The sequence below is a fragment of the Pseudomonas sp. ATCC 13867 genome, assembly GCF_000349845.1.
Classification (GTDB): Bacteria; Pseudomonadota; Gammaproteobacteria; order Pseudomonadales; family Pseudomonadaceae; genus Pseudomonas.
Genome location: NC_020829.1, coordinates 491256 through 515119, shown reverse-complemented (window position 1 = coordinate 515119; position 23864 = coordinate 491256). Strand labels below are relative to the sequence as shown.

Sequence of the window (23864 nt, the reverse complement as noted above, 5' to 3'; positions counted from 1 at the left end):
CGCGGCGAAGCGGGCCTCCTCGTCTGGCGTGGGGATTACAGGGCGAACTGCTCGGCCGACAGGCGCATCAGCACCTCGGAACCGGCCTCCGCCGCTGCCACGTGAGCCTGCGCGCGCGGCAGCAGGCGGCTGAAATAGAACTCGGCGGTAACCAGCTTCGCCTGGTAGTAGGCCGCCTCGCCGGCGCCCTCCTCCAGCTTCTGCTGGGCGACCAGCGCCATGCGCAACCAGAAGTAGCCCAGGGTCACGTAGCCGGAGAACATCAGGTAGTCGACCGAGGCCGCGCCGACTTCGTCCGGGTTCTTCATGGCGGCCATGCCGACCTTCTGGGTCAGCTCGCCCCACTGCTTGTTCAGCGTCGACAGCTGCGCGACCTGCGCCTTGAGCTGCGGGTGCTCGGCATGCTGCTGGCAGAGTTGATGAACGAGCTTGGTGAAGCCCATCAGCAGCTTGCCCTGGCTGCCGAGGACCTTGCGGCCCAGCAGGTCCAGCGCCTGGATGCCGTTGGTGCCCTCGTAGATCGGCGCGATGCGGCAGTCGCGCACCAGCTGCTCCATGCCCCACTCGCGGATGAAGCCGTGGCCGCCGAACACCTGCATGCCGATGTTGGTGACTTCTAGGCCGGTCTCGGTCATGAAGGCCTTGCAGATCGGGGTGAGGAAGGCCAGCAGGCTGGCGGCGCGCTCGCGCTCCTCGGCATCCTGGGAGAGGTGCTCGATGTCCAGCAGTTGCGCGGTGAAGTAGGCCAGCGCGCGGTTGCCCTCGTTGAACGCCTTCATGGTCAGCAGCATGCGGCGCACGTCCGGGTGGACGATGATCGGGTCGGCGGGTTTCTCCGGCGCCTTCGGACCGGTCAGCGAACGCATCTGCAGGCGGTCCTGGGCGTAGCGCACGGCGCCCTGGTAGCTGGTCTCGCCGAGGCAGAGACCCTGCATGCCGGTGCCCAGGCGCGCGTGGTTCATCATGGTGAACATGCAGGCCAGGCCCTTGTTGGCTTCGCCGATCAGGAAGCCCTTGGCGCCGTCGAAGTTCATCACGCAGGTGGCCGAGGCCTTGATGCCCATCTTGTGTTCGATGGAGCCGCAGGCCACGGCGTTGCGCTCGCCGGCTTCTCCGTTCGCGTCGAGGTTGAACTTCGGCACGATGAACAGCGAGATGCCCTTGGTGCCGGCCGGCGCGTCGGGCAGCTTGGCCAGCACCAGGTGGATGATGTTCTCGCTCATGTCGTGCTCGCCAGCGGAGATGAAGATCTTGGTGCCGGTGATCGCATAGCTGCCGTCGGCATTGGGCACGGCGCGGGTCTTGATGATGCCGAGGTCCGTGCCGCAGTGCGGCTCGGTGAGGCACATGGTGCCGGTCCAGACCGCGCTGGTCATGCGCGGCAGGTAGGTGTTCTTCTGCTCCTCGCTGCCGTGGGCGTGGATGGCGGCCATCGCGCCCTTGGTCAGGCCGGGATACATGCCCCAGGAGCAGTTGGACGCGCCGATCATCTCACTGACCAGCAGGCCGAGGGACGGCGGCAGGCCCTGGCCGCCGTACTCCGGGTCGCTGGAGACGCCGTTCCAGCCGGCCTCGACGTACTGCGCGAAGGCTTCCTTGAAGCCCTTGGGCGTGGTCACCACGCCATTGTCGAAGTGGCAACCTTCCTCGTCGCCGGAGCGGTTCAGCGGGGCGATCACCTGCTCGCAGAACTTCGCGCCTTCCTCGAGGATGGCGGCGAACATGTCCGGGGTGGCGTCGGTGGCGCCGAGGGCTGCGTAGCGGCCGGTGAAGTCGAAGACTTCGTCGGTGAGAAAGCGCACGTCGCGCAGGGGGGCCTTGTACTCGGGCATCGCGAATCTCCGTTCGGTTCAGGGCGCCAGCGCGGCGCGGAAACCTTGAACCTAACGGCGCAAGAGCCCCTGGACAATCACGCTGCACGCGCTGAATGCGCGGTCATAACGCAGGGCGTTCAGGCCGTTCGCACCGCGCCCCGATGCGTCTGCCCGTGCACGGCGACCCGGTTGCGCCCGCCGCTCTTGGCCGAGTACAGCGCCTGGTCGGCGCCCTTGATCACTTCTTCCGGCGTGCGCCGTTCGCCATCGCGCTCGGCCACGCCGACGCTGATGGTGACCGAGACCAGTTGCGCATCCTTGCCACCGCGTCTGGTGCGGCCCTGGCGATCGTCCCTGGGGCGGTGTCCGCGATCGCGCAGATGCATCGCGTACTTCTCGATGGCCTGGCGGACGCCATCGAGGTGCGGCAGGCACTGCTCCAGCGACTTGCCCGCGAATACCAGGGTGAACTCCTCACCGCCGTAGCGATACGCCTTGCCGCCCCCGCCGGTGCGCCGCAGTTGGCTGGCAACCATGCGCAGCACCTGGTCGCCGACGTCGTGGCCGTGGCTGTCGTTGAATTTCTTGAAGTGGTCCACGTCGATCATCGCCAGCACGTACTGCTGGCCCAGGCGCTGGAAGCGCTCGTTCAGCGCGCGGCGTCCGGGCAGGCCGGTGAGTTCGTCGCGGAAGGCCATCTGGTACGCCTCGTGGGCCACCGCGCCGGCCAGGGTGAGCATCACCAGGCTGGTCATCACGGTCAGCGCGTGGGGCAGGATGAAGACCTTGGGCAGCATCCACAGCAGGCCGACCAATCCCACCAGTTGCGCGGCGTGCAGCGGGCGCGGCTGGCGCGCGTAGGCGGCGAGCAGAGCGATGAAGGCGAGGCTGAAGCCGAAGTAGGACAGTTGCGCCAGGCTCATCCACTGGCCGTGCAGCGACGGCCAGTAGACCTCGCTGAGCAGTTTCGCCAGGCCCTGCGGGAAGCGCTTGGCCAGGGCCGTCGCCACCCCGGCCACCGCGACCAGCGCGGCGCTGCGAGCGAGCAGGTCCTGCAGCATGTGCATGCGCTCCTGCCAGATGCCGTACAGGCCGTAGAGCAGTGGCAGCAGCACGCAACACAGGTGGAACACCAGCGCCGCCTCCGGCATCACCACGCGGTGCGCCTGGAAATAGTCGACCTGGGTATCGAGCAGGAAATACGCGATGTACACCACCGTCAGCATGAACAGCTGGCGCTGGCGACCGTAGACCATGCACAGGGCGCCGCCGAGGAGCAGCAACAGGGTCGGCAGGACATTGAACAGCGAGGTGAAGAATTCGGATAGTTCGGCCAGGGAGCCGGCGGCGATGCCCGCCGGGATCAGCAGCAGCGGAGTGAGAAAGTGGCTGAGCCGGTAAGGAGCCGTGGGTCGCACAGGAAGTTCCGAAGCGTTGGCGCCGGACTCGGGATCAACAAGCCAGCAAGTGGCGTAATAATGGCACCCTCTGCAGGCATTTGCGTGATTGCGGATACGAAAAAGCCCGCCTTGCGGCGGGCTTCCTACTGTTCAGCAGACGGACGGCAAACCGTCCGTTACGAGCGCTGATCAGTAACCGAGGGCGAAATCTTCCTCGGCCAGGTCCATCAGGTTGTTGGCGCCCGACAGCATGGAGCCAACGTGCGCGCGGGTGCGCGGCAGGATGCGCTGGAAGTAGAAGCGCGCGGTCTTCAGCTTGGCCTGGTAGAAGGCCTCTTCGCTGGTACCGGCGGCCAGCTTCTCGGCAGCCAGGCGAGCCATGTCGGCCCAGAAGTAGGCCAGGCAGGCGTAGCCGGAGAACATCAGGTAGTCGACCGATGCGGCGCCGACTTCCTCGCGGTCCTTCATGGCGGCCATGCCGACCTTCATGGTCAGGTCGCCCCACTCCTTGTTCAGCGCGGCCAGCGGTGCAACGAACTCCTTCACGGCGTCGTTGGCTTCGTTGGCCTGACAGAACTTGTGCACGATCTTGGTGAAGCCCTTGAGCGCTTCGCCCTGGGTCATGAGGATCTTGCGGCCCAGCAGGTCGAGCGCCTGAACGCCTGTGGTGCCTTCGTACAACATGGAGATGCGGCTGTCGCGGACGTTCTGTTCCATGCCGTGTTCGGCGATGAAGCCGTGGCCGCCATAGATCTGCACGCCGTGGTTGGCGGCTTCGAAGCCCACTTCGGTCATGAACGCCTTGGCGATCGGGGTGAGGAAGGCCAGCATCGCGTCAGCGGCTTTCTTCTCTTCTTCGTCCTGGCTGCGCTGGACGATGTCGACCTGCTTGGCGGCGAAGTACAGCATGGCGCGGTTGCCTTCGGCGAACGCCTTGGCGGTCAGCAGCATACGGCGTACGTCGGGGTGCACGATGATCGGGTCGGCGGCTTTTTCCGGGGCTTTCGGGCCGGTCAGCGAACGCATCTGCAGACGCTCGCGAGCGTAGGCGATGCCACCCTGGAAACCGATCTCGGCGTGGGCCAGGCCTTGCAGCGCGGTACCCAGGCGAGCGGTGTTCATGAAGGTGAACATGCAGTTCAGGCCCTTGTTCGGCGGGCCGATCAGGAAGCCGGTGGCGGCGTCGAAGTTCATCACGCAGGTGGCGTTGCCGTGGATGCCCATCTTGTGCTCGATGGAGCCGCAGGAAACGGCGTTGCGCTCGCCTACGCCGCCTTCGGCATTGGGCAGGAACTTCGGCACGATGAACAGCGAGATGCCCTTGGTGCCCTGCGGGGCGTCGGGCAGACGGGCCAGCACGATGTGGACGATGTTGTCGGCCATGTCGTGTTCGCCAGCGGAGATGAAGATCTTGGTGCCGGTGATCTTGTAGGTGCCGTCGGCCTGCGGCTCGGCCTTGGTGCGCAGCATACCCAGGTCGGTGCCGCAATGCGGCTCGGTCAGGCACATGGTGCCGGTCCACTCGCCGGAAACCAGCTTGGTCAGGTAAGCCTGCTGCTGTTCCGGGGTGCCGTGGGCGTGCAGGGTGTTCATGGCGCCGTGGGACAGGCCCGGGTACATGCCCCAGGACCAGTTGGCCTGGCCAACCATCTCGCTGATGGCCATGCCGAGGGATTCGGGCAGACCCTGACCGCCATGCTCGACGTCATGGGCCAGACTCGGCCAGCCGCCTTCGACGAACTGCTGGTAGGCCTCCTTGAAGCCGGTCGGGGTCTTCACGCCTTCCGGGCTCCACTTGCAGCCTTCCAGGTCGCCAACGCGGTTCAGCGGAGCGATCACCTGTTCGCAGAACTTCGCACCCTCTTCGAGGATGGCATTGACCATGTCCGGGGTGGCGTCTTGGGCGCCCGGCAGGTTCTGGTAGTGCGCTTCGTAGCCCAGCAGCTCGTCGCGAACGAAACGGATATCACGCAAGGGGGCCTTGTAATCAGGCATAGCGGTAAACCTCTACGAAGGGTTCTGGTGAATGGGCGACCGGTAGTTGCGGTCGCAGTGCGGGATCGTTCCCGGCCGCCCAGTCGGTGCGCGCACGCATCCCGACAGTCAAACAGGCGTTTGAAACATACGTTTACGCCATACCCTTGTCAAGCACGCAGACTGACCGCCCGGTCACGCTAGCAAGGCAACCGCCGGAGGGCTTTCGCGCCACCGTCCTGCCATTGATTAAAGCCCATGCCAGAGCGGCCGGCGCGTCGCGAGGACAGCCGGTGGGATGAGAAGAACATACGCGAGGAAAGTGGCCGTCAGGCGCGGATATCGATGAGGGTGCCGAGCGTTTCGTCGGCGGCCTGGATGACCTTGGCGCCAGCCTCGACCTCATGCTGGCCGCGGCGCAGGTCCATCAGGTGATCGGCCAGGACGGCGCTGGAGGCGTTGCCGGCGATCTCGGCGCCAGCCTGGTCGACGCGGCGCTGGCCGGCCTGGACCGAACCCAGGGCCGCGGCAAATGCATTACCGGAGATTTCCATCGTGCGTCTCCCAGGACAAAGACAGCCAATGGCCACCATTCAAGCAGACTTCCACCCGCCCGGCCAGGTGTCGTTACAGATCGAGGATGCTCAGGTCCAGGTGCGCCGCCACCGCCGCGGGTGTCGCGGGCGACAGCCGCGGCACGCGGCCGATGCAGGGCGCCGGCAGCCGTTCGGCCAGAGTCGCCAGATTCTCCTCCAGGCGCGAGGTGTTGGGGTCGACGATGTTCGCCACCCAGCCGGCCAGTTGCAGACCGTCGCGCTGGATCGCCTCGGCACTGAGCACCGCGTGGTTGATGCAGCCCAGGCGCACGCCGACCACCAGGATCACCGGCAGGCCGAGGGCGATCGCCAGGTCCGACAGGCTCTCCTCGCCCGACAGCGGCACCCGCCAGCCGCCCGCGCCTTCCACCACCGAGAAGTCGGCGCCCAGCTGCAGCACCGAGCGCACGGCCGGGGCCAGCGACCCGACCTGCAGCTTCACGCCCTTCTCCCGCGCGGCAAGGTGTGGTGCGATGGCTGGCTGGAAGGCGAATGGGTTCACCTGGTCGTAGGCCAGCGGCAGGCTGCATTCGCTCAGCAGCGCCAGCGCGTCCTCATTGCGCAGCCCTTCGGGCGTCCGCTCGCAACCGGACGCCACCGGCTTGGCCGCCGCCGTGGACAGTCCGGCCAGCCGCGCCGCATGCAGCAGGCCGGCGGCGATGGTGGTCTTGCCGATTTCGGTGTCGGTGCCGGTGATGAAGTAGGCGTGGGACATGGCGTTCCTCTGATGCTCTTCGTAGGAGCGAGCTTGCTCGCGAACGGGACTCACCGGCAGCACCAGAGCTGGGCGGGTTCGCGAGCAAGCTCGCTCCTACAGGATTCAGTTCTTGCGCAGGACGGCGTAGACCACCCGGTAGGTCGCCGGCAGCCCCTGGGGCTGGCGGAATCGTTCATAGGCGGCGATCAGCGCGCGCACCCGCTCGCGCCCGGTCAGTCCGTCGGGACGACCAGGGTTGAGGTTGTGCGCGCCGAGCGCCTTGAGTTCGTGGGTCAGGTTGCGCAGATCGGGAAAATGCAGGACGCGGTCTTCGGTGCGCAGTTCAAGCACCTCCAGCCCACTGTCCGCGCAATGCCGCTGGTAGTCCTCGAACGCGCGGAAGCGGTTCACATGGACGAAACCGTCCACCGCCTCCCAGCTCTTGCGCAATTCGCCCAACGTGCCGATGCACAGGCTGCTGAACGCCAGCACGCCGTTCGGACGCAGCACTCGCCGCGCCTCGCCCAGCACCGACGGCAGATCCGCGCACCATTGCAGCGCCAGGCTGGAGAACAGCAGGTCGCAGGCGCCGTCACGCAGCGGCAGATGCTCGGCGTCTCCGCCAATGAAATGTTCCGCGCCGCCCAGCTCGCGGGCATGACGCAGCATGCCTTCGGCGATATCGATGGCCAGGCCCCGGGCCTGTGGATAGTGAGCCGCCAGGACGCGGGTGAAGTAACCGGTGCCGCTGCCCAGGTCGGTCCAGCACTGCGGTGCCAGCTCGCCCGGCAATCGCCGCAACAGCTGCGAGCCGACCGCGCGTTGCAGGTCGGCCACCGCATCGTAGGTCTGCGCGGCGCGGGAGAAGGACGCGGCGACCTGGCGCTTGTCAGGCAGCACGCTATGACTGCAGTCAGGCATCGTCGCCCTCGTGGATGAATCTCAGGATGGCGCCAGCTACCTCGTCCGGCTGCTCCAGCGGCAGGCCGTGGCTGGCGCCGGCCATCCGGGCGACCTCGATGTCCGGCAGCCACTCCAGCAGGGCATCGGCTGCGCTCGCCGGCACCAGGGCGTCGTTGTCGGCGAACAGGTGCAGTTGCGGACCGGGGTAGCGCCCCAGGGCGGGGCGGGCATCGAGCTGGCCGAGCAGTTGCAGGCCGGCGGTCAGCCCAGCGGCATCCAGTTGCGGCAGCGCCACCTGTAGCTGCCGCGCCAGGGTTCGGGCATCGCGCGCGCCCTGGGCGACCAGCAGGGTGAAACGCTTGCGCACCAGCTGCGGCTCCAGCAGGAAGGCTTCGAAGAAGTCCTCGAACACCTCGCCCGCCATCGCCTCGGACCAATCCTCGCGGCGGCGGAAACAGGGGTTGCTGGCCAGGGTGACCAGCCCGCGGCAGGATTCGCCACGCCGCGCGGCCAGCTCGGCGGCGAGCATGCCGCCCAGCGACCAGCCGGCGATCCAGGCATCGTGGGGGACGTTGTCGTCCAGCTCGTCGAGCCAGGCGTTGGGGTCGGCATCGGTCGGCAGCGGCTCGATCTGTACGTTCAGGTGCGGTGCCTGTTCCAGCAGCGCATCGCGCAGCGGCTCCAGCGGCGCGCTGCCCAGGCCCCAGCCCGGCAGCAGGATCAGTTGGTCACGCATCGTCGCCCTCCTCGGCATCGATCTCTGCCAGAAGGCTAGACGACACGCGCTGCCAGCTTTCCGCGAGCGCCACCAGCAGGTGATCGACCTGCGCTTCGCTGTGCAGCGCGGAGAGCGTCACACGCAGGCGCGCGGTGCCGGCCGGCACGGTCGGCGGACGGATCGCACCGACCAGGATGCCGCGCTCGCGCAGCTCCGCCGACAAGGCCATTGCCTGGCGGCTACCGCCGATGAGGATCGGCTGGATCGGCGTCGGGCTGTCCATCAGGCGCAGGCCGATGGCTTCGGCCCCCGAGCGGAAGCGTGCGATGAGGGCATTGAGATGGTCGCGGCGCCAGTTCTCGGCGCGCAGCAGCTCCAGGCTTTTCAGCGTGGCGCAGGCCACCGCCGGCGGCTGGCTGGTGGTGTAGATGTAGGGGCGGGCGAACTGGATCAGCGTCTCGATCAGTTCCTCGCTGCCCGCGACGAAGGCGCCGGCGGTGCCGAAGGCCTTGCCGAGGGTGCCGACCAGCACGGGCACGTCGTCCATGCCCAGACCGAAATGTTCGACGATGCCGCCGCCGTTCGCCCCGAGCGGGCCGAAGCCGTGGGCATCGTCCACCATCACCCAGGCACCCCGCTTTCGGGCCGTCGCGCAAAGGCTGGGCAGGTCGGCCAGGTCGCCGTCCATGCTGAACACGCCGTCGGTCACCACCAGGGTGCTGCCTTCGGCCTTGTCCAGGCGCGCGGCGAGGCTGGCGGCGTCGTTGTGCAGGTAGCGCGAGAAGCGCGCGCCGGAGAGCAGGCCGGCATCCAGCAGCGAGGCATGGTTGAGGCGGTCTTCCAGCACGCTATCACCCTTGCCCGCCAGGGCGGTGACGGTGCCGAGGTTGGCCATGTAGCCAGTGGAGAACAGCAGCGCGCGCGGACGGCCGGTGAACTCGGCGAGCGCCAGCTCCAGCTCGTGGTGCGGCCCGCAGTGGCCGTTGACCAGGTGCGAGGCGCCACCGCCCACGCCCCAGCGCTCGGCGCCGGCGCGCAGGGCGGCGATCACTTCGGGGTGATTGGCCAGGCCCAGGTAGTCATTGGAACAGAAGGCCAGCATCGGCCGGCCATCGATGAGCACATCCGGCCCCTGCGGGGATTCCAGCAGCGGGCGGCGGCGGTAAAGGTCCTCCGCCTGGCGCTGGGCCAGGCGGGCGGCGAGATCGAAAGACATACGCAACCCCAAAGCGGCGGCGGTACTCCGAAAGGAGAACCTGTAGGAGCGAGCTTGCTCGCGAACATTGCTCCCCGGAGGCTCAGGGTGCCAGGCGGTTCGCGAGCAAGGACTAGGCGTCCCCCTCGTTCCTACATTAAAAGCGATCAGGCCGAAGCCGCGTTATAGAACAGCTGGGAGTCGCGTTGTTCCACCAGCGCCTGCTCGATGGCAGCCTGGTGCACTTCGTCGGCGTGCTCCTCGCGCTCCTCGGGCTTGATGCCCAGACGTGCGAACAGTTGCATGTCCTTCTCGGCCTGCGGGTTCTTGGTGGTCAGCAGCTTCTCGCCGTAGAAGATCGAGTTGGCGCCGGCCATGAAGGCCAAAGCCTGCATCTGCTCGTTCATCTGCTCGCGGCCGGCAGACAGGCGCACGTGGGATTTCGGCATGAGGATGCGGGCGACCGCCAGGGTGCGGATGAAGTCGAACGGGTCGACGTCCTTCTCCTCGGCCAGCGGGGTGCCCTTCACCTTCACCAGCATGTTGATCGGCACCGATTCCGGGTGCTCGGGCAGGTTGGCCAGTTGGATCAGCAGGCCGGCGCGGTCGTCCACCGACTCGCCCATGCCGAGGATGCCGCCGGAGCAGATCTTCATCCCTGCCTCGCGCACGTAGGCCAGGGTCTGCAGGCGCTCGCCGTAGGTGCGAGTGGTGATGATGTTGCCGTAGAACTCCGGCGAGGTGTCGAGGTTGTGGTTGTAGTAGTCCAGGCCCGCTTCGGCCAGCGACTGGGTCTGCTCCTGGGTCAGCTTGCCCAGGGTCATGCAGGTTTCCAGGCCGAGCTTCTTCACGCCCTTCACCATTTCCAGCACATAGGGCATGTCCTTGGCCGACGGGTGCTTCCAGGCGGCGCCCATGCAGAAGCGGGTGGAGCCGATGGCCTTGGCTTCCGCCGCAGCTTCCAGCACCTTCTGCACTTCCATCAGCTTTTCCTTGTCCAGGCCGGTGTTGTAGTGGCCGGACTGCGGGCAGTACTTGCAGTCTTCCGGGCAGGCGCCGGTCTTGATCGACAGCAGGGTGGACACCTGCACGCGGTTCGGGTCGAAGTGCGCACGGTGCAGGGTCTGCGCCTGGAACAACAGGTCGTTGAAGGGTTGCTCGAACAGGCCGCGGACTTCGGCGAGAGTCCAATCGTGGCGGGTTACCTGGGCTGCGGTGGCACTCATGGGCATATCCTTTCGACGCTGTCGGGGGCGCCTTTTTGTCTAGTGAGCCGGCAGCACGCCACCGGGATTCAGGCTAAAGGCATCATATTGGGAGCTGTGACGCTGTCAACCAGTAACGCGACACAGGTCGACAAGTGATCACTTAATGATCAGACAGAAGTTATCGAAGGCTGCGCGCCACGGCGACGGCGCAAGCCGGCATAGACACCGGCCGATACCAGGAAGGTCAACGGCGCCGAGAAGGACTGCAGGCTCCCACCCATCTCCATCAGCACGAAGCCCAACAGCGCACCGCAGAACCAGGCGCTCAGCCCCGCGCCGTTCAGCCGCCCCGGCTCGCCCGCTGGCAAGCGGACCTTGCCCAGGATGTGCGCCAGCGCCACGCCGACCCAGGCCACCACGAACACGCCCTGCCAGGCCAGCGCCTTGAGCAGCCAGGCGAACACATCCGCCAGCATCAGCGCATAGGCCACCGCGCCGACCACCACCGCCCAGGCCAGAGCGGGCGCACGGAGGCGGAACACTTCGAGGAAGAAGGCCTGCATGTTCACCGTCGCCAGGTAGTAGTTGGCGGTGTTGATGCGCGTCTGCGTCACCCAGACGAACAGCAGCCCCCACAGGCCCATCAGTTTGAGGATCGCCAGCACCACGGTGACTTCGCTGAGCGTGCCTTCCTGAGGAATGCTGCTGACCAGGTAGATGCCGGCCATGCCGTTGAGCAGGAAGGTCACCAGGTAGAACGGCATGCCAAAGTTCCAGCGGCCATGCCAGGTGGCATCCTCCGGCTTGCCGAAGCGGGCGTAGTCGAAGGTGAACATCATCAGCACCCAGACCCCCATGTAGGCGCTGAAGCACTCCCACCAGCCGCCAGCCGGCGGGTCCGCCGGGCCGAAGTCCAGCCACTGCGGCTGATAGCCGTACTCGCCGATGGACAGGACCACCGCCGCCAGCAGGCCGAATAGGTAGAACGGCAGCAGCACGCCGTTGAAGCGGTCCAGCCAGTGCTGCACGCCGCCGAAGATCAGCGGCACGCTGTACAGCACGACCAGCAGCGCCGCCAGCGAGTAGGAGACGCCGGGGTAGAGATGATTGAGCGCCACGGCGATCACCGAGCCCTCGAACACCGCGTAGTAGATCGCCGTGGAAAAGAAGATCAGGGTCGCCAGCGACGACCCCGCGCTGCCGAACAGCACCCGCGAGAACAACGCCACGGACAGTCCGGTGCGTATCGCATAGCGACTGATCACTGCATTGATCAGTCCGTAGCAGAGCACCGACAGCAGCATGCCGAGAATGGCGTTGCGCGCGCCGTAGGCCAGCGCCAGCGAGGCGCCGACCACGATGTAGAACATGGCGCTGCATACGGCCCACCAGGCCATGCTCAGGGACATCCGGCCCATCCGGGCATGGCAGGGAGCGCTGGTAACGGAAGAATCGACCTCGGGATGCTGCGACAGACTTGCCATCTTGGTTTCTCCGCAAGATGAGGGCTTGGCGAGCGGCAGCAGGAGGCCGCGGCGACACCCTCGTGGGGAGCCGCCGGAGATCGCGCCGCCGCGGCGTTTTTATTGGCTAGGCAAGAAAGAAGCGGTTCAGGTTTTCCAGTTGCTGGTTGTAGCGACGACGCGCCGCCAGGGCCTCCTCCAGGCTGATGGCGACGAAGCGGGCCTTCTGGTTGGGTTGCATCTGCGCCATGCGGTTGAGATCCGGGCTGATCACCGTGCCGATGGTCGCGTAGCCGCCGCCGGACACCGCGTCGCGATGCAGGACGATCGGCTCCAGGCCGCCTGGGACCTGGATCGAGCCGATCGGGTAGCAGGCATCGACGATGTTCGACGGGTCGGAGCCGGCACCGAACGGCTGTTCGCGCGGCTGGAACGCCAGCGGCGTGCCGCCCTTGAAACGGAAACCGGTACGATCCGCCTCGGACCCGACCGTCCAGGTGTCGGCGAAGAATTGCTCGGCGGCCCGCGCCGTCAGACGATGCAAATAGAGGCCGGGGACGACCCGCAGGCTGATCTCGCCGCCCACCTCGATCTGCAGTGACCGCGGCAAAGCCAGGCCTTCCTGCCCGCGCTCGCCCGGCGCTCCCAGCGGCAGCTCGTCGCCGGCCAGCAGGCGCCGCCCGTGGAACCCGCCGATGGCGCCCAGGCCGTAGGTGGAGCGACTATCCAGCACGACGGGCACGTCGATGCCGCCGTCGATGGCGATGTAGCCGCGCGCGCCGGCTTTGATGAAGTCGAAACCCAGCACCTGCCCGGCGCGCACGCGGAAAGCCGTGCACAACGGCATCTCAGCGCCGCCCAGGCGCGGCGTCATGGCGGCGCCACAGACGGCCACCAGCGCGTCGCGCTGGAATTCCAGCTGCGGGCCGAGCAAGGTGCATTCGAGCGCCGCCGTGGTCGCCGGGTTGCCCACCAGCAGATTGGCGGCACGCAGCGCGTACTGGTCGAGCGCGCCGGACGGCGGGATACCCAGGTGATAGTAGCCTTCGCGGCCGGCATCCTGAACCGAGGTGGCAAGCCCGGGCTTGAGGACCTTAAGCGACATGGAGCACCTCCTGCAGGCGTTGCCGGCAACCTTGCGGATCGTTGAGGAAGGCATCGAGATCGAACTCGACCGGACGGATGCGCAAATCGAAGCTGCCCGCCTCCACCGAGGCCAGTACCTGGTCGTACTCGCCGCGGTCGATCGGCTTGAAGCGCACGATGTCTCCGGCGCGGAAGAACACCATCGAATCCTTCAGATAGCCCAGGCTCTGTTGCGGGTCGTAAATCGGCGCCGGAGTGACGCCGAACATCTGGTAGCCGCCGGCACCGCGCACGGAATAGATACAGCCGAAGCAGCCGCCGTGGCCGAGCGTCAGTTTCGGCGTATCGGTGCGCGGACGCAGGTACTTGGGCACCTGCAACTGCTTCTCGCGCTCGACCATCTGGTACATGAACGGCAGGCCGGCGACGAAACCGACCATCGAGACGAACCACGGCGTGCCGCTGTGCGCCTCGATGAAGGCCTGGACGTCGCGGTAGCCGTTGATCCGCGCGGCGTATTCCAGGTCGGTGGAGTCCGGGGCCTGGTGGCGGTCGCGGAAGCGCATCAGCGTCTCATGGGTCCAGGGGTCGTTGTAGAGCACCGGGATCTCGATGATCCGCGTCTGGATGCGACGCTCGGTGGTGGCCAGCGACTCCAGCTCACGCACGCGCTCGAGCAGCACCTGCGGAGCGATCAGGTCAGGATTGAAGCGCACCTGGAAGGACGCATTGGCCAGGCAGACATCCAGCACACCGGGAAGCGCCTGCTGCTCGATCGCCTGGGTGATGGCCATGCCGCGGAAAAACGCCTCAAGCGACATGGATTCGGCGACCTCAGCGAACAGGTGCTCGTCGCCACCGAAGCTGTAGCGAATCTGCTCGTGCATGTCATGCCTCCACTCTGGCCGAACGCTCGGCCAGCCAGGTTTCCAGGGTACCGGTGTCGAACTGCGCGGCCTGCACGCGCACATCGGCCAGCAGCCAGCGGTGCAGCGGCAGGGTGGTCGCCATGCCGGCCAGTTCGGTGTGGTCCAGCGCCCGCCGGGCGCGGGCGAAGGCCTCTTCGCGGTCGCGGCCGTGGACAATGATCTTCGCCAGCAGCGAATCGTAGTAAGGCGGCACGCGGTAGCCGGGGTACAGGTGGCTGTCCACGCGCACGCCCTCGCCCTGCGGCCAGCCGAGGCTTTCCACCACGCCGGGGCACGGGAAGAAGTTTCGCTCAGGGTCTTCGGCGTTGACGCGCATTTCCAGCGCCGCGCCGTTCAGGCGGATGTCTTCCTGGCGCAGCCCCAGCGGCTCGCCGCCGGCGATGCGCAGCATGGCCTGGACCAGGTCGATGCCAGTGATCATCTCGCTGACTGGGTGCTCGACCTGGATGCGGGTGTTCATCTCGATGAAGAAGAATTCGCCGCTGTGCGCGTCGAACAGGTATTCCAGGGTGCCGGCGCCGCGATAGCCCAGGCTCTCAGCCAGACGCACGGCGCTGGCGCAGAGGGCTTCGCGCTGGCTGTCGCTCAGCGCGGCGGAGGGCGCCTCCTCAAAGACCTTCTGCCGGCGGCGCTGCAGCGAACACTCGCGCTCGAACAGGTGCACGGCCCGCTCACCATCGCCCAGAATCTGTACTTCGATATGCCGCGCCTGGCGGATGAAACGCTCCAGATACACCGCTGCGGAACCGAAAGCCGCCTGTGCTTCGCGCTGGGCAATGGGGAACTCGCGGCGCAGTTCCTCGGCATCGTGGGCGATGCGGATACCTCGGCCGCCGCCACCGGCGGAGGCCTTGATCAGCAGCGGATAGCCGACCTGTTCCGCACAACGCAGGGCGGCCGCGATGTCCTCCAGCTCGCCCGGCGAGCCCGGCACCACCGGCACGCCGGCTGCCATCGCCGTGCGCCGTGCCTCGGCCTTGTCGCCCATGCGGCGGATGGTCGACGCGGCAGGACCGACAAAGACCAGTCCGGCATCGACCACCGCCTGGGCGAAGTCCGCGTTTTCGGAGAGGAAACCGTAGCCGGGATGGATCGAATCCGCACCGGTGTCCCGCGCGGCCCGCAGCAAGGCCTCGGCATTCAGGTAACTGCGGTCGGCGCGGGCCGGACCGATGATCCGCATCTCGTCGGCCTGGCGCGCGGCCAGCGAATCGGCGTCGGCCTCGCTGCACACCGCGACGGTCGGGACTCCCAGCGCACGCGCGGCACGGATGATGCGCACGGCGATTTCGCCACGGTTGGCGATCAGAAGCTTCTTCAGCATGGCGCGGCCCTCATGCATCGAGACGAATGGTCGCCAGTTCCTGTCCCGGTTCGATCGGATCGCCATCCCCGACCAGGAAGGCCTGCAGCGTACCGGCGTATTCGGCCTGCACTTCGGAGAACTGTTTCATCACCTCGACCAGCCCGATCACGCTGCCGGGCTCGACCCGCTGGCCCACTTCGACATAGGCCGGGGCATCTGGGGTTGGCTTGCGGTAGAAAGTGCCCGGCAAGGGTGACTGCACATGATGTTCGGCCATGACGTTTCCTCATTGTTCGAATGTGTGAATGGCAGATGCAGTGGGAGATGTTCCCGCGAGGCGGGAGGGCGCTCAGCGCGGCGCCTGAATGCTGATGCCGGCGTCCAGCAGCGCTGCGCGGGTGGCCTGGACCAGCGCCAGCGCACCAGGCGTGTCGCTGTGGATACAGACAGAATCGAAGTCGATCTCGATGTCGTTGCCCTCGACCGTGCGCACCCGGCCTTCCCGGCAAGCGCGCAGCACCTTGGCCGCGACCTCCCGCGGATCGAGCGCCCGAACCCGGCGGGTGAAGACGATGGAGCCGCTGTTGTCGTAGTCGCGGTCGGCGTAGAACTCGCGCACCGTTGGCTGGCCCACCGCCTGGGCGGCGCGCCAGGTGGCCGAGCCGGGCATGCAGAACAGCAGCAGTTCGGGATCCAGACGATGCAAGGTTTCGACGAATTCGCCGGCGGCCTGCTCGTCGCGCGCCAGGTGCATGTACAGCGCGCCGTGAGGCTTGATGTGCTGCAGTCGCGCGCCGTGCAGACGGGCAAATTCGCGCAGTGCGCCAAGCTGATAGAGCATGTCGTTGATCAGCTCGCTGGCGGGAGCGTTGATGTGCCGGCGACCGAAGCCGACCAGGTCGCGGAAACCGGGATGGGCGCCGATACCGACGGCGTGCTCGAGAGCCAGCTCGACGGTGCGACGCATGATGTTCGGCTCGCCGGCATGGAAGCCGGTGGCGATGTTGGCGCTGCTGATCAGCGGCATGATCGCCTCGTCCACGCCATCGCCGATAGTCCAGGGGCCGAAACCTTCGCCCATGTCGGAATTGAGATCGACTGTGTGCATCGCCACGTGGCCTCTGTATTTGGATTTGTAAGGTCAGTGAGGTGACGTTAAGTCGCAGTAACGGTATTGGGTAGATTTATTATTCGATAGACTTGTTTCTGAAAAATCGATACCCAGGAACGATCTCATGGCCTTCACCCTGCGCCAAGTGCGCTACTTCGTCGCCACCGCCGAGGTCGGACAGATTTCCCAGGCGGCGGTGAACCTGCACATTTCGCAGTCGGCGGTGACCAGCGCGATCCAGGAACTGGAAAGCCTGCTCGGCGCCGCGTTGTTCACCCGCACCGCCCAGGGCATGACGCTGACTGACAACGGCCGGCACTTCCTCAACCACGCCTACTCGATCCTGCGCAGCGTCGACGACGCGCTGAACAGCCCGCTGCCCGATACCCAGCTCAACGGCAGCCTGAACGTCGCCGCCAGCTACACCGTGGTGGGCTACTTCCTGCCGTACCACCTGCAGCGCCTGGCGCAGTGGTATCCGGACCTGCGCCTGCACCTGCACGAACAGGAGCGGGTGGACATCGAGCAGGGCCTGCTCGACGGCCGCTACGACATGGCCGTGGTCCTCACCGGCAACCTGACCGAGCCGCGGATCGCCTCGGAGACGCTGTTCAGCTCAACCCGCCGGCTCTGGCTGCCGGTCCGTCATCCGCTCGCCGAGCGGCCGGCAGTGGCGCTGGCGGACGTGGCCGGCGAGCCGTACATCATGCTGACCGTCGATGAGGCCGGCGACTCGTCGATGCGCTACTGGCAGGCCTGCGGCCAGGAACCCCGGGTGATCCTGCACACCAGTTCGGTGGAGGCGGTGCGCAGCATGGTCGCCAACGGCTCCGGCGTGGCTATCCTTTCCGATCTGGTCTATCGCCCCTGGTCACTGGAGGGCAAGCGCATCGAGACGCTGAGCCTGGTCGATCCGGTACCGTCGATGAGCGTCGGCCTGGCCTGGCACCGCGAGCGCGAGCTGACACCGGCCATGCTGGCTTTCCGCGAATACTTCCGCCAGTCGTTCCTGGCTCCGCAATTGAGCAGCACGCGCCGCTGAACCCTATGCGTACCCGGCCACTCCAAGCCAACAGAACACTCAGGAGTCATCACCCAGATGGGAACAGAAGGATTCTTCGACAGCCTCGGCCAGATGGTCGGCAAGGCCATCCGCTTCATCGTCGATCTCTTGTCGGGGGTGCTCGGCGGCCTCTGGCGGGCGATGGACGACTTTTTCCACGGCCTGGCGCGCGCCGTCGGAATCGACGTCTCGATCTTCAGCTTCGTCCTGCTCTTCCTCGGCCTGCTGCTGCTCTACAGTGGCATCCGCGCCTTCCTGCGGCGCTCGATCTTCGGCGGGCTGATCTGGACGGTGCTGGGCCTGGTGGTCCTGAGCTGGCTGATCCACTGACGGCCGCCGCCCACGGAGGGGTGGAGTGCGGTTCTATCAATGGAGTCCTATCCGGCAATGGCGCCCCGTCTGGTGGCGTCCACGCGTGCAATGCCTGTTGTGCGGCGGCAGGGCGGACCCGTCCGGCCTGCCGCTCTGCCCCGGTTGCGATGACGACCTGCCCTGGCTCGCCGGGCACTGCGCGATCTGCGCCCTGCCCCTGCCCGCCGCCGGTCTCACCTGCGGGCAGTGCCTGCGCCGCGCCCCCGCCTTCCAGCGCGTCGAAACGCCCCTGTGCTATGGCTTCCCCGTCGACACACTGATCACCCGTTTCAAGCACCAGGCCAACGCGCCCTTCGGCCGGCTGCTCGCGCAGTTGCTGGCGCGCCACCTGCAGCACGCCTTCGGCGAAGGACTGCCGCGCCCGGACCGCCTGCTGCCCGTGCCGTTGTCGCATCAACGCGAGCGCCGGCGCGGCTTCAACCAGGCCGCCCTGCTGGCCGGCTGGCTGGCCGCGCCACTCGGCCTGCCTGTGGATAACCGACTGCTGCGGCGCATCCAGGACACCCCGGCGCAGCAGGGCCTGGACGCCGCCACGCGCATGCGCAACCTGCGCCGGGCCTTTGCCGTGGCCGATGGCGCGCGGATCGACGGCCAGCACCTGGCCGTGGTGGACGACGTGCTGACCACCGGCGCCACCGCCCAGTTCATCGCCCGCGAACTGCGCAAGGCCGGCGCCCGGCGGGTGGACATCTACTGCCTGGCACGTACGCCGGCCCCGGAATAGACGACCGCTCATCCACATTCCAGGCAACTTCCCCTTGCGTTTTATCGACAAGCAACGGAGCCTCGCGACATACCAATAAGCACTCGCGAAACCATGACCACCCTCAGTCTGCTGACCCAGCACGTCACCCGCCGCCCACAACGCATCGCCCTGCTCGCCCAGATCGCCCAGCTCGGCTCCATCACCCATGCGGCCAAGGCCGCCGGGATGAGCTACAAGACCGCCTGGGACGCCATCGATGAGCTCAACAACCTCTCCGACCGCCCGCTGGTGGAACGCAGCGTCGGCGGCAAGGGCGGCGGCGGCGCACGCCTGACCGCCGACGGTGAGCGCCTGCTGACGCTCTACCAGCGCCTGGAAGCCCTGCGCGAACACATCGTCGAACACGTCGAGCACCAGGCCGACCTGGAACTGATCGGCCGCCTGATGATGCGCACCAGCGCGCGCAACCAGTTGCACGGGCATATCTGCGCCATCGAACCCGCCGGGCTCAACGACCTGGTGTGCATCGAGCTGCCCGGCGGCTCGCGCATCCAGGCGCGGGTCACCCGCGAAAGCACCGAGAAGCTGGAGCTGCGCGACGGCCAGCCGGTGGTGGCGCTGATGAAGGCCGGCTGGCTGTACGTCGACCTGCCGCACATTCCCTGCCCGGAAGGACTGAATGCGCTGGAAGGACACATCGACGACATCCGCGAAGCCGACGACGGTCCCAGCGAGGTGCGTATCCAGTTGCCCAGCGGGCAGATGCTCTGCGCCCTCACCGATCCCGAACGCATCGAGATCCTGCGCCTCAAGCCCGGCGCCCAGGTTCGCGCGCAGTTCTCCCCGGCCCAGGTGATCCTCGGCACGCCGCTGTAGTTTCCCTGCCGTACATCAAGCCGCGCACCGCCATGCCGCGCTCCAATGATCGCCAGCGACTCCCGCCCTTTCGGGGCGGGTCCTGTGCTTCAGACATCCCGGAGCCCCGCCATGCGCCGCCTGCCAAGCCTGTTCGCCCTGTCCCTGCTGCTGTCCCTGCCCCTGGCCGGTCATGCCGGTCCCGACGTATTGCGCGTCGGTGCCAGCGAAGCGCTGATGCCGATGCTTGCGCCGCTGGTGGACCGCTACCAGATCGACACCCACAACAAGGTGCTGCTGATCGGCGGCGCCGACGAAGAACTCGGCGAACAGCTGCGTCAGGGCACGCCCTATGACCTGCTGCTCAGCGCGCAACCCGCGCCGCTGACCCACCTGCACCACCAGGGCCACGGCGAGAAGCCCCGCCCCGTCGGCTGCACGGCCCAGTCGATGCAGGCGCTGACGCTGGTGCGTGGCGAACGGCACCCGTTGGCCACGCACTTCCTCGACTATCTGAAACAACACGACTGCAACAGACACTGAGGCCCGGCGCTTGCGGGGGTACACTAGGCGGCCTGCACACTGCCTGGATTCTCGCCATGTCCCATCCCTTCTCCGACCTCACGCCCGACCTGGTTCTGGATGCGGTGGAAAGTATCGGTTTCCTCAGTGACGCCCGCGTGCTGGCGCTCAATAGCTACGAGAACCGCGTCTACCAGGTGGGCATCGAAGGCAGCGAACCGCTGATCGCCAAGTTCTACCGTCCGGGACGCTGGAGCAACGAGGCGATCCTCGAGGAACACGCCTACGCCGCCGAGCTGGCCGAGTGCGAAGTGCCGCTGGTGGCGCCGCTGGTCCATGAGGGCAAGACCCTGTTCGAGCACGCGGGCTTTCGCTTCACCCTGTTCCCCCGCCGTGGCGGTCGCGCGCCGGAGCCCGGCAACCTCGACCAGCTCTATCGCCTCGGCCAATTGCTCGGCCGCCTGCACGCCGTGGGCGCCAACCGCCCCTTCGAGCACCGCGAGGCGCTGACGCCGGACAACTTCGGCCACCAGTCCCTGACGACCCTGCTGGAAGGCAACTTCATCCCCAAAAGCCTGCTGCCGGCCTACGAATCCGTGGCCCGCGACCTGCTGAAGAAGGTCGATGAGCTGTATGCGCGGGTGAGCTACACGCCCATCCGCATGCACGGCGATTGCCACCCCGGCAACCTGCTGTGCCGCGACGAGACCTTCCATGTCGTCGACCTCGACGACTGCCGCATGGGCCCCGCCGTGCAGGACCTGTGGATGATGCTCGCCGGCGAGCGCCAGGACCGCCTTGGGCAGCTATCGGAACTGGTAGACGGCTACCAGGAGTTCCACGACTTCGACCCACGCGAACTACCGCTGATCGAAGGCCTGCGCGCCCTGCGCCTGATGCACTACAGTGCCTGGCTGGCGCGCCGCTGGGACGACCCGGCGTTCCCGCCGAGCTTCCCCTGGTTCGGTAGCGAGCGCTACTGGGGCGACCAGGTGCTGGTGCTGCGCGAACAGCTGGCGGCGCTGGATGAGGAGCCGTTGCGGTTGTTCTGAGCCTACGCCGGTGTTCATTACCGGCCTGCTGGCCGGATCGCGGACACAGTCCGCTCCTGCGCCGCAGCGGGCGTACAACCGTTCGCGGCTCCCCAGCCCCTGCAGGAGCGAGCTTGCTCGCGAACCGCATGACACCGGAACGACCGGGAAAGCCGTTCGCGAGCAAGCTCGCTCCTACGAAGAGCTCGCCCCGTAAAGCCAACGTTACGCACATTCACTGCTCCCCCGGCATCGGCCACCTTCCCGGCACAGACAAGCCCCCGCGCGCACCCTAGAATTAGCCGGCCATTCATTAGCTGCCTATCCAAGGATGTTTCATGGCTACCGCCAATCCCCGCCAGGGCTATGCCCTGGGACTGACCGCCTATGTCATCTGGGGGCTCTTCCCGATCTACTTCAAACTGCTCGAACGCATTCCCGCACTGGAAATCATCACCCACCGCGCCATCTGGTCCGCGGCGTTCGGCGCCCTGCTCCTGCTGGTCTGGAAGCACCCCGGCTGGTGGCGCGAGCTGCGCGAGAATCCCAAGCGCCTCGCCGTGCTCACCGCCAGCGGCCTGCTGATCGCCAGCAACTGGCTGGTCTACGTCTGGGCAGTGAACAACGGCCACATGATCGAGGCCAGCCTGGGCTACTACATCAACCCGCTGATCAACGTGCTACTGGGGCTGGTGATCCTGCGCGAACGCCTGCGCCCGCTGCAGTGGGTCGCCGTGGGCCTCGCCGCGCTCGGCGTGGCCCAGCAGCTCTGGCAACTGGGCAGCCTGCCCTGGGTGTCGCTGGTGCTGGCGCTGACCTTCGGCTTCTACGGACTGATCCGCAAACAAGCGCCGGTCGCCGCGCTGCCGGGCCTGGTGGTGGAAACCTGGATACTGCTGCCGCTGGCCCTGGGCTGGTTGCTGCTGTTCGCCGACGGCCCGAGCACCCATGCCGCGTTCTGGACCACCCGCGACGCGCTCTGGCTCGCCGCCGCCGGCCCGATCACCCTGGTACCGCTGGTGTGCTTCAACGCCGCCGCGCGCCACCTGCCCTACGCCACCCTGGGCTTCCTGCAGTACCTGGCGCCGACCCTGGTGCTGCTGCAGGCCATCTTCCTGTTCGGCGAGCACCTGGACGGTACCCGACTGGTGTCCTTCGGCTGCATCTGGCTGGCACTGGTGGTGTACAGTGCGGACATCTGGTATCGCCTGTCCCGCGACAACTGATCAGTTCTTGATCACAACACTGGAAGCCTCGTCATCCGAGGCCTCCAGCAAGCCATCAGCAGATTATCCACAGCCTCATCCCGCGTAGACGGGGATAAGCGCCTCCCCCGGCCCCTTATCCCCAGTCCCGTTGCCTCGGTGCCGATCGGCCGATTCGCCGGCGCGCCATTCGATCATTTTTCGATCAATTCTCTCGAAGCCACGTAACTGGCTGGACCCAGCCAGATTCCCGGTGCTTTTCCACAGGCTCATCCCCGTATGCTGTGAATCTTCCAGGGCAAGCCGATCAGTCCGTGGACAACTCTCCGTATCCCCCGCAGGCAAAGGCTTACAACCATCCACCAACGGTCTTTCCACAGATTCATCCAGAGGTTTTGTGCACAGTGGCTGGAGGGCGTTCCAGATAGAACACGCAAGACGACCGGAGCGAATGAACCGCTCAGAAAACGAACGATTCCATCAAGGCCTCGTATCCATTGACTTGCAGAGAGTTATCAACAGAAAGCCCACGGAGCGATCCACGCGATCTGTGCACAGCGCCGCTGCGGATCGTGGATAAGCCCGGCTGGCTACAAGCCAATTAAAATGGGCTCTCTGCGAATCCAATCACAGAGAGCCCACAGACTTACCCACAGGCAGGAGATGGAAGGACAGCGAATCAATCCCCGTTGTGGAAATTCATTTCCACCATCAGGTCATCCGCCAGCGCCTCCAGGCGCTCCTGCAGGGTTTCCAGCGGCAGGGTCAGCGGCACCGCCAGCAGCGCTTCGGCGTGGAACAGCGGCTCGCTGCTCATCGGCGCCGGCAGGACTTCGGTGGTCAGGCGCTCCAGGTTGACACCATGTTCGGTGAGCAGACGGGTGATATCGCGGACGATACCCGGGCGATCGTTGCCGACCAGGTCCAGATGGATCGGTTTCCAGTTGCACGACGGTTCGATGCCACTCTCCGCCAGCAGCACGCGAATGCCGTGGGCCGACAGCCCTTGCAGGCCCTCGACCAGCTCGTCGTAGCCCTCGGCGGGAACCGCCACCCGCAGGATGCCAGCGAATTGCCCGGCCATGCGCGACATGCGGCTTTCCAGCCAGTTGCCGCCGTGGGCGGCGATGCACTGGGCGATGCGCTCCACCAGGCCGGGTTGGTCCGGGGCGATGACCGTGAGAACGAGGTGATCCATGAGCAACCTCCGTCAGGCGGAAAGATCCAGCCAATAGGTGTAGAACTTCTCGTCACGCTGGTAACCCAGTCGCTCGTAGAGTGACTGGCCGGCGCGGTTGGTCTTTGCCGTTTCCAGCATCAGGCCGCAGGCGCCGCTGGCTTCGGCGTGGACGCGGGCGGCGTTCATCAGCGCTTCGCCATGACCGTCGCGGCGCGCGGCCGGCATCACGTAGAGGTCGCTGACCAGCCAGGCCGGCTGCAGCGTCAACGAGGCGAAGAACGGGTAGAGTTGGACGAAGCCCACGGCCAGGCCGTCGATGCTGCGGGCAATGAACACGGTGGACTCGCCACGCTCGATGCGCGCCTGGAGAAAGCCGCGGATCGCCGTGTGGGGCGCGGGCACTTCGTAGAAGTCGAGATAACCGGAGAACAGCGGCACCAGGTCGTCGAGATCGGCGGGGGCGGTGGCAAGTGTCACGGACATGCGGGATTCTCCAGGGCGGAGAAAGCAGTATAGGCGGGGCTTGCGGA

At 66.6% G+C, this 23864-nt stretch carries 24 protein-coding genes; 7 read left to right on the top strand and 17 right to left on the bottom strand.

Going from position 1 to position 23864, the window contains the following annotated elements:
- Nucleotides 1-35: 35 nt before the first annotated feature.
- The 15 genes from H681_RS02340 to H681_RS02270 form a co-directional block, all read right to left on the bottom strand.
- Nucleotides 36-1832, bottom strand: a complete 1797-nt coding sequence (locus tag H681_RS02340) for an acyl-CoA dehydrogenase C-terminal domain-containing protein (RefSeq protein ID WP_015475238.1) — start codon at nucleotides 1830-1832, stop codon at nucleotides 36-38.
- A gap of 119 nt (nucleotides 1833-1951) precedes the next feature.
- Nucleotides 1952-3232 carry a GGDEF domain-containing protein gene (locus H681_RS02335; protein WP_015475237.1) on the bottom strand — a complete coding sequence of 427 codons (1281 nt, stop codon included), beginning with the start codon at nucleotides 3230-3232 and terminating at the stop codon, nucleotides 1952-1954.
- A 171-nt stretch (nucleotides 3233-3403) separates the two neighbouring features.
- Complete coding sequence (locus tag H681_RS02330; RefSeq protein WP_015475236.1) at nucleotides 3404-5209, bottom strand: phenylacyl-CoA dehydrogenase; 1806 nt, start codon at nucleotides 5207-5209, stop codon at nucleotides 3404-3406.
- Nucleotides 5210-5517: 308 nt separating this feature from the next.
- On the bottom strand, nucleotides 5518-5742 hold the full coding sequence (locus H681_RS02325) for a hypothetical protein (RefSeq protein WP_015475235.1): 225 nt from the start codon (nucleotides 5740-5742) through the stop codon (nucleotides 5518-5520).
- A gap of 73 nt (nucleotides 5743-5815) precedes the next feature.
- Entirely contained in the window at nucleotides 5816-6499 is a 684-nt protein-coding gene (gene bioD, locus H681_RS02320) for a dethiobiotin synthase (RefSeq protein WP_015475234.1), read from the bottom strand.
- A 105-nt stretch (nucleotides 6500-6604) separates the two neighbouring features.
- Nucleotides 6605-7402, bottom strand: a complete 798-nt coding sequence (gene bioC, locus H681_RS02315) for a malonyl-ACP O-methyltransferase BioC (RefSeq protein ID WP_015475233.1) — start codon at nucleotides 7400-7402, stop codon at nucleotides 6605-6607.
- Nucleotides 7395-8120, bottom strand: coding sequence for an alpha/beta fold hydrolase (locus H681_RS02310; RefSeq protein WP_015475232.1), 726 nt, complete (start codon nucleotides 8118-8120; stop codon nucleotides 7395-7397). Before H681_RS02310 ends, bioC begins: the two co-directional genes overlap by 8 nt.
- Nucleotides 8113-9318, bottom strand: a complete 1206-nt coding sequence (gene bioF / locus H681_RS02305; RefSeq protein WP_015475231.1) for an 8-amino-7-oxononanoate synthase — start codon at nucleotides 9316-9318, stop codon at nucleotides 8113-8115. The genes H681_RS02310 and bioF overlap by 8 nt, the downstream gene beginning before the upstream one ends.
- 146 nt (nucleotides 9319-9464) lie before the next feature.
- Complete coding sequence (gene bioB, locus H681_RS02300; RefSeq protein ID WP_015475230.1) at nucleotides 9465-10523, bottom strand: biotin synthase BioB; 1059 nt, start codon at nucleotides 10521-10523, stop codon at nucleotides 9465-9467.
- A gap of 149 nt (nucleotides 10524-10672) precedes the next feature.
- Nucleotides 10673-11914: a purine-cytosine permease family protein gene (locus tag H681_RS02295; protein WP_015475229.1), complete on the bottom strand. Its 1242-nt coding sequence runs from the start codon at nucleotides 11912-11914 to the stop codon at nucleotides 10673-10675.
- Between the two features lie 181 nt (nucleotides 11915-12095).
- Nucleotides 12096-13073, bottom strand: coding sequence for a biotin-dependent carboxyltransferase family protein (locus H681_RS02290; protein ID WP_015475228.1), 978 nt, complete (start codon nucleotides 13071-13073; stop codon nucleotides 12096-12098).
- Entirely contained in the window at nucleotides 13063-13941 is an 879-nt protein-coding gene (locus H681_RS02285; protein ID WP_015475227.1) for a 5-oxoprolinase subunit B family protein, read from the bottom strand. Before H681_RS02285 ends, H681_RS02290 begins: the two co-directional genes overlap by 11 nt.
- Before the next feature lies 1 nt (nucleotide 13942).
- Entirely contained in the window at nucleotides 13943-15307 is a 1365-nt protein-coding gene (locus H681_RS02280; RefSeq protein ID WP_442961248.1) for an acetyl-CoA carboxylase biotin carboxylase subunit, read from the bottom strand.
- A 10-nt stretch (nucleotides 15308-15317) separates the two neighbouring features.
- Nucleotides 15318-15566, bottom strand: a complete 249-nt coding sequence (locus H681_RS02275) for an acetyl-CoA carboxylase (RefSeq protein WP_015475225.1) — start codon at nucleotides 15564-15566, stop codon at nucleotides 15318-15320.
- A gap of 72 nt (nucleotides 15567-15638) precedes the next feature.
- Nucleotides 15639-16397 carry a 5-oxoprolinase subunit PxpA gene (locus H681_RS02270; RefSeq protein WP_015475224.1) on the bottom strand — a complete coding sequence of 253 codons (759 nt, stop codon included), beginning with the start codon at nucleotides 16395-16397 and terminating at the stop codon, nucleotides 15639-15641.
- Nucleotides 16398-16524: 127 nt separating this feature from the next.
- On the opposite strand from H681_RS02270, the gene H681_RS02265 reads away from it, so the two are divergent.
- The 7 genes from H681_RS02265 to rarD all read left to right on the top strand — a co-directional run bounded on the left by H681_RS02265 (nucleotide 16525) and on the right by rarD (nucleotide 22175).
- Entirely contained in the window at nucleotides 16525-17442 is a 918-nt protein-coding gene (locus H681_RS02265) for a LysR family transcriptional regulator (RefSeq protein ID WP_015475223.1), read from the top strand.
- 57 nt (nucleotides 17443-17499) lie between these two features.
- Nucleotides 17500-17793 carry a hypothetical protein gene (locus H681_RS02260; RefSeq protein WP_015475222.1) on the top strand — a complete coding sequence of 98 codons (294 nt, stop codon included), beginning with the start codon at nucleotides 17500-17502 and terminating at the stop codon, nucleotides 17791-17793.
- 85 nt (nucleotides 17794-17878) lie between these two features.
- Complete coding sequence (locus H681_RS02255; protein WP_015475221.1) at nucleotides 17879-18559, top strand: ComF family protein; 681 nt, start codon at nucleotides 17879-17881, stop codon at nucleotides 18557-18559.
- Nucleotides 18560-18652: 93 nt separating this feature from the next.
- The gene (locus H681_RS02250) at nucleotides 18653-19417 is read left to right on the top strand and encodes a TOBE domain-containing protein (RefSeq protein ID WP_015475220.1); all 765 of its coding nucleotides are present in this window, start codon (nucleotides 18653-18655) and stop codon (nucleotides 19415-19417) included.
- 111 nt (nucleotides 19418-19528) lie between these two features.
- Nucleotides 19529-19939 (top strand): substrate-binding domain-containing protein, encoded by a 411-nt coding sequence (locus tag H681_RS02245; protein WP_015475219.1) that lies wholly within the window; start codon nucleotides 19529-19531, stop codon nucleotides 19937-19939.
- Between the two features lie 56 nt (nucleotides 19940-19995).
- On the top strand, nucleotides 19996-20970 hold the full coding sequence (locus tag H681_RS02240; RefSeq protein ID WP_015475218.1) for a serine/threonine protein kinase: 975 nt from the start codon (nucleotides 19996-19998) through the stop codon (nucleotides 20968-20970).
- 317 nt (nucleotides 20971-21287) lie between these two features.
- On the top strand, nucleotides 21288-22175 hold the full coding sequence (rarD, locus tag H681_RS02235) for an EamA family transporter RarD (protein ID WP_015475217.1): 888 nt from the start codon (nucleotides 21288-21290) through the stop codon (nucleotides 22173-22175).
- A 658-nt stretch (nucleotides 22176-22833) separates the two neighbouring features.
- On the opposite strand, the gene H681_RS02230 is transcribed toward rarD, so the two are convergent.
- Entirely contained in the window at nucleotides 22834-23352 is a 519-nt protein-coding gene (locus H681_RS02230) for a glycine cleavage system protein R (protein ID WP_015475216.1), read from the bottom strand.
- Nucleotides 23353-23364: 12 nt separating this feature from the next.
- Nucleotides 23365-23817, bottom strand: a complete 453-nt coding sequence (locus H681_RS02225) for a GNAT family N-acetyltransferase (protein WP_015475215.1) — start codon at nucleotides 23815-23817, stop codon at nucleotides 23365-23367.
- Nucleotides 23818-23864: the final 47 nt, after the last annotated feature.

What these genes read in the sequence shown, in the direction of transcription:
- H681_RS02310 (WP_015475232.1), bottom strand. Translation starts at nt 8,120, where the DNA reads ATGCGTGACCAACTGATCCTGCTGCCGGGCTGGGGCCTGGGCAGCGCG.
- bioC (WP_015475233.1), bottom strand. Translation starts at nt 7,402, where the DNA reads ATGCCTGACTGCAGTCATAGCGTGCTGCCTGACAAGCGCCAGGTCGCC.
- bioF (WP_015475231.1), bottom strand. Translation starts at nt 9,318, where the DNA reads ATGTCTTTCGATCTCGCCGCCCGCCTGGCCCAGCGCCAGGCGGAGGAC.
- bioD (WP_015475234.1), bottom strand. Translation starts at nt 6,499, where the DNA reads ATGTCCCACGCCTACTTCATCACCGGCACCGACACCGAAATCGGCAAG.
- H681_RS02240 (WP_015475218.1), top strand. Translation starts at nt 19,996, where the DNA reads ATGTCCCATCCCTTCTCCGACCTCACGCCCGACCTGGTTCTGGATGCG.
- H681_RS02290 (WP_015475228.1), bottom strand. Translation starts at nt 13,073, where the DNA reads ATGTCGCTTAAGGTCCTCAAGCCCGGGCTTGCCACCTCGGTTCAGGAT.
- H681_RS02250 (WP_015475220.1), top strand. Translation starts at nt 18,653, where the DNA reads ATGACCACCCTCAGTCTGCTGACCCAGCACGTCACCCGCCGCCCACAA.
- H681_RS02295 (WP_015475229.1), bottom strand. Translation starts at nt 11,914, where the DNA reads ATGTCCCTGAGCATGGCCTGGTGGGCCGTATGCAGCGCCATGTTCTAC.
- H681_RS02245 (WP_015475219.1), top strand. Translation starts at nt 19,529, where the DNA reads ATGCGCCGCCTGCCAAGCCTGTTCGCCCTGTCCCTGCTGCTGTCCCTG.
- H681_RS02265 (WP_015475223.1), top strand. Translation starts at nt 16,525, where the DNA reads ATGGCCTTCACCCTGCGCCAAGTGCGCTACTTCGTCGCCACCGCCGAG.
- H681_RS02340 (WP_015475238.1), bottom strand. Translation starts at nt 1,832, where the DNA reads ATGCCCGAGTACAAGGCCCCCCTGCGCGACGTGCGCTTTCTCACCGAC.
- H681_RS02230 (WP_015475216.1), bottom strand. Translation starts at nt 23,352, where the DNA reads ATGGATCACCTCGTTCTCACGGTCATCGCCCCGGACCAACCCGGCCTG.
- H681_RS02325 (WP_015475235.1), bottom strand. Translation starts at nt 5,742, where the DNA reads ATGGAAATCTCCGGTAATGCATTTGCCGCGGCCCTGGGTTCGGTCCAG.
- H681_RS02260 (WP_015475222.1), top strand. Translation starts at nt 17,500, where the DNA reads ATGGGAACAGAAGGATTCTTCGACAGCCTCGGCCAGATGGTCGGCAAG.
- H681_RS02285 (WP_015475227.1), bottom strand. Translation starts at nt 13,941, where the DNA reads ATGCACGAGCAGATTCGCTACAGCTTCGGTGGCGACGAGCACCTGTTC.
- H681_RS02330 (WP_015475236.1), bottom strand. Translation starts at nt 5,209, where the DNA reads ATGCCTGATTACAAGGCCCCCTTGCGTGATATCCGTTTCGTTCGCGAC.
- rarD (WP_015475217.1), top strand. Translation starts at nt 21,288, where the DNA reads ATGGCTACCGCCAATCCCCGCCAGGGCTATGCCCTGGGACTGACCGCC.
- bioB (WP_015475230.1), bottom strand. Translation starts at nt 10,523, where the DNA reads ATGAGTGCCACCGCAGCCCAGGTAACCCGCCACGATTGGACTCTCGCC.
- H681_RS02280 (WP_442961248.1), bottom strand. Translation starts at nt 15,307, where the DNA reads ATGCTGAAGAAGCTTCTGATCGCCAACCGTGGCGAAATCGCCGTGCGC.
- H681_RS02275 (WP_015475225.1), bottom strand. Translation starts at nt 15,566, where the DNA reads ATGGCCGAACATCATGTGCAGTCACCCTTGCCGGGCACTTTCTACCGC.
- H681_RS02270 (WP_015475224.1), bottom strand. Translation starts at nt 16,397, where the DNA reads ATGCACACAGTCGATCTCAATTCCGACATGGGCGAAGGTTTCGGCCCC.
- H681_RS02225 (WP_015475215.1), bottom strand. Translation starts at nt 23,817, where the DNA reads ATGTCCGTGACACTTGCCACCGCCCCCGCCGATCTCGACGACCTGGTG.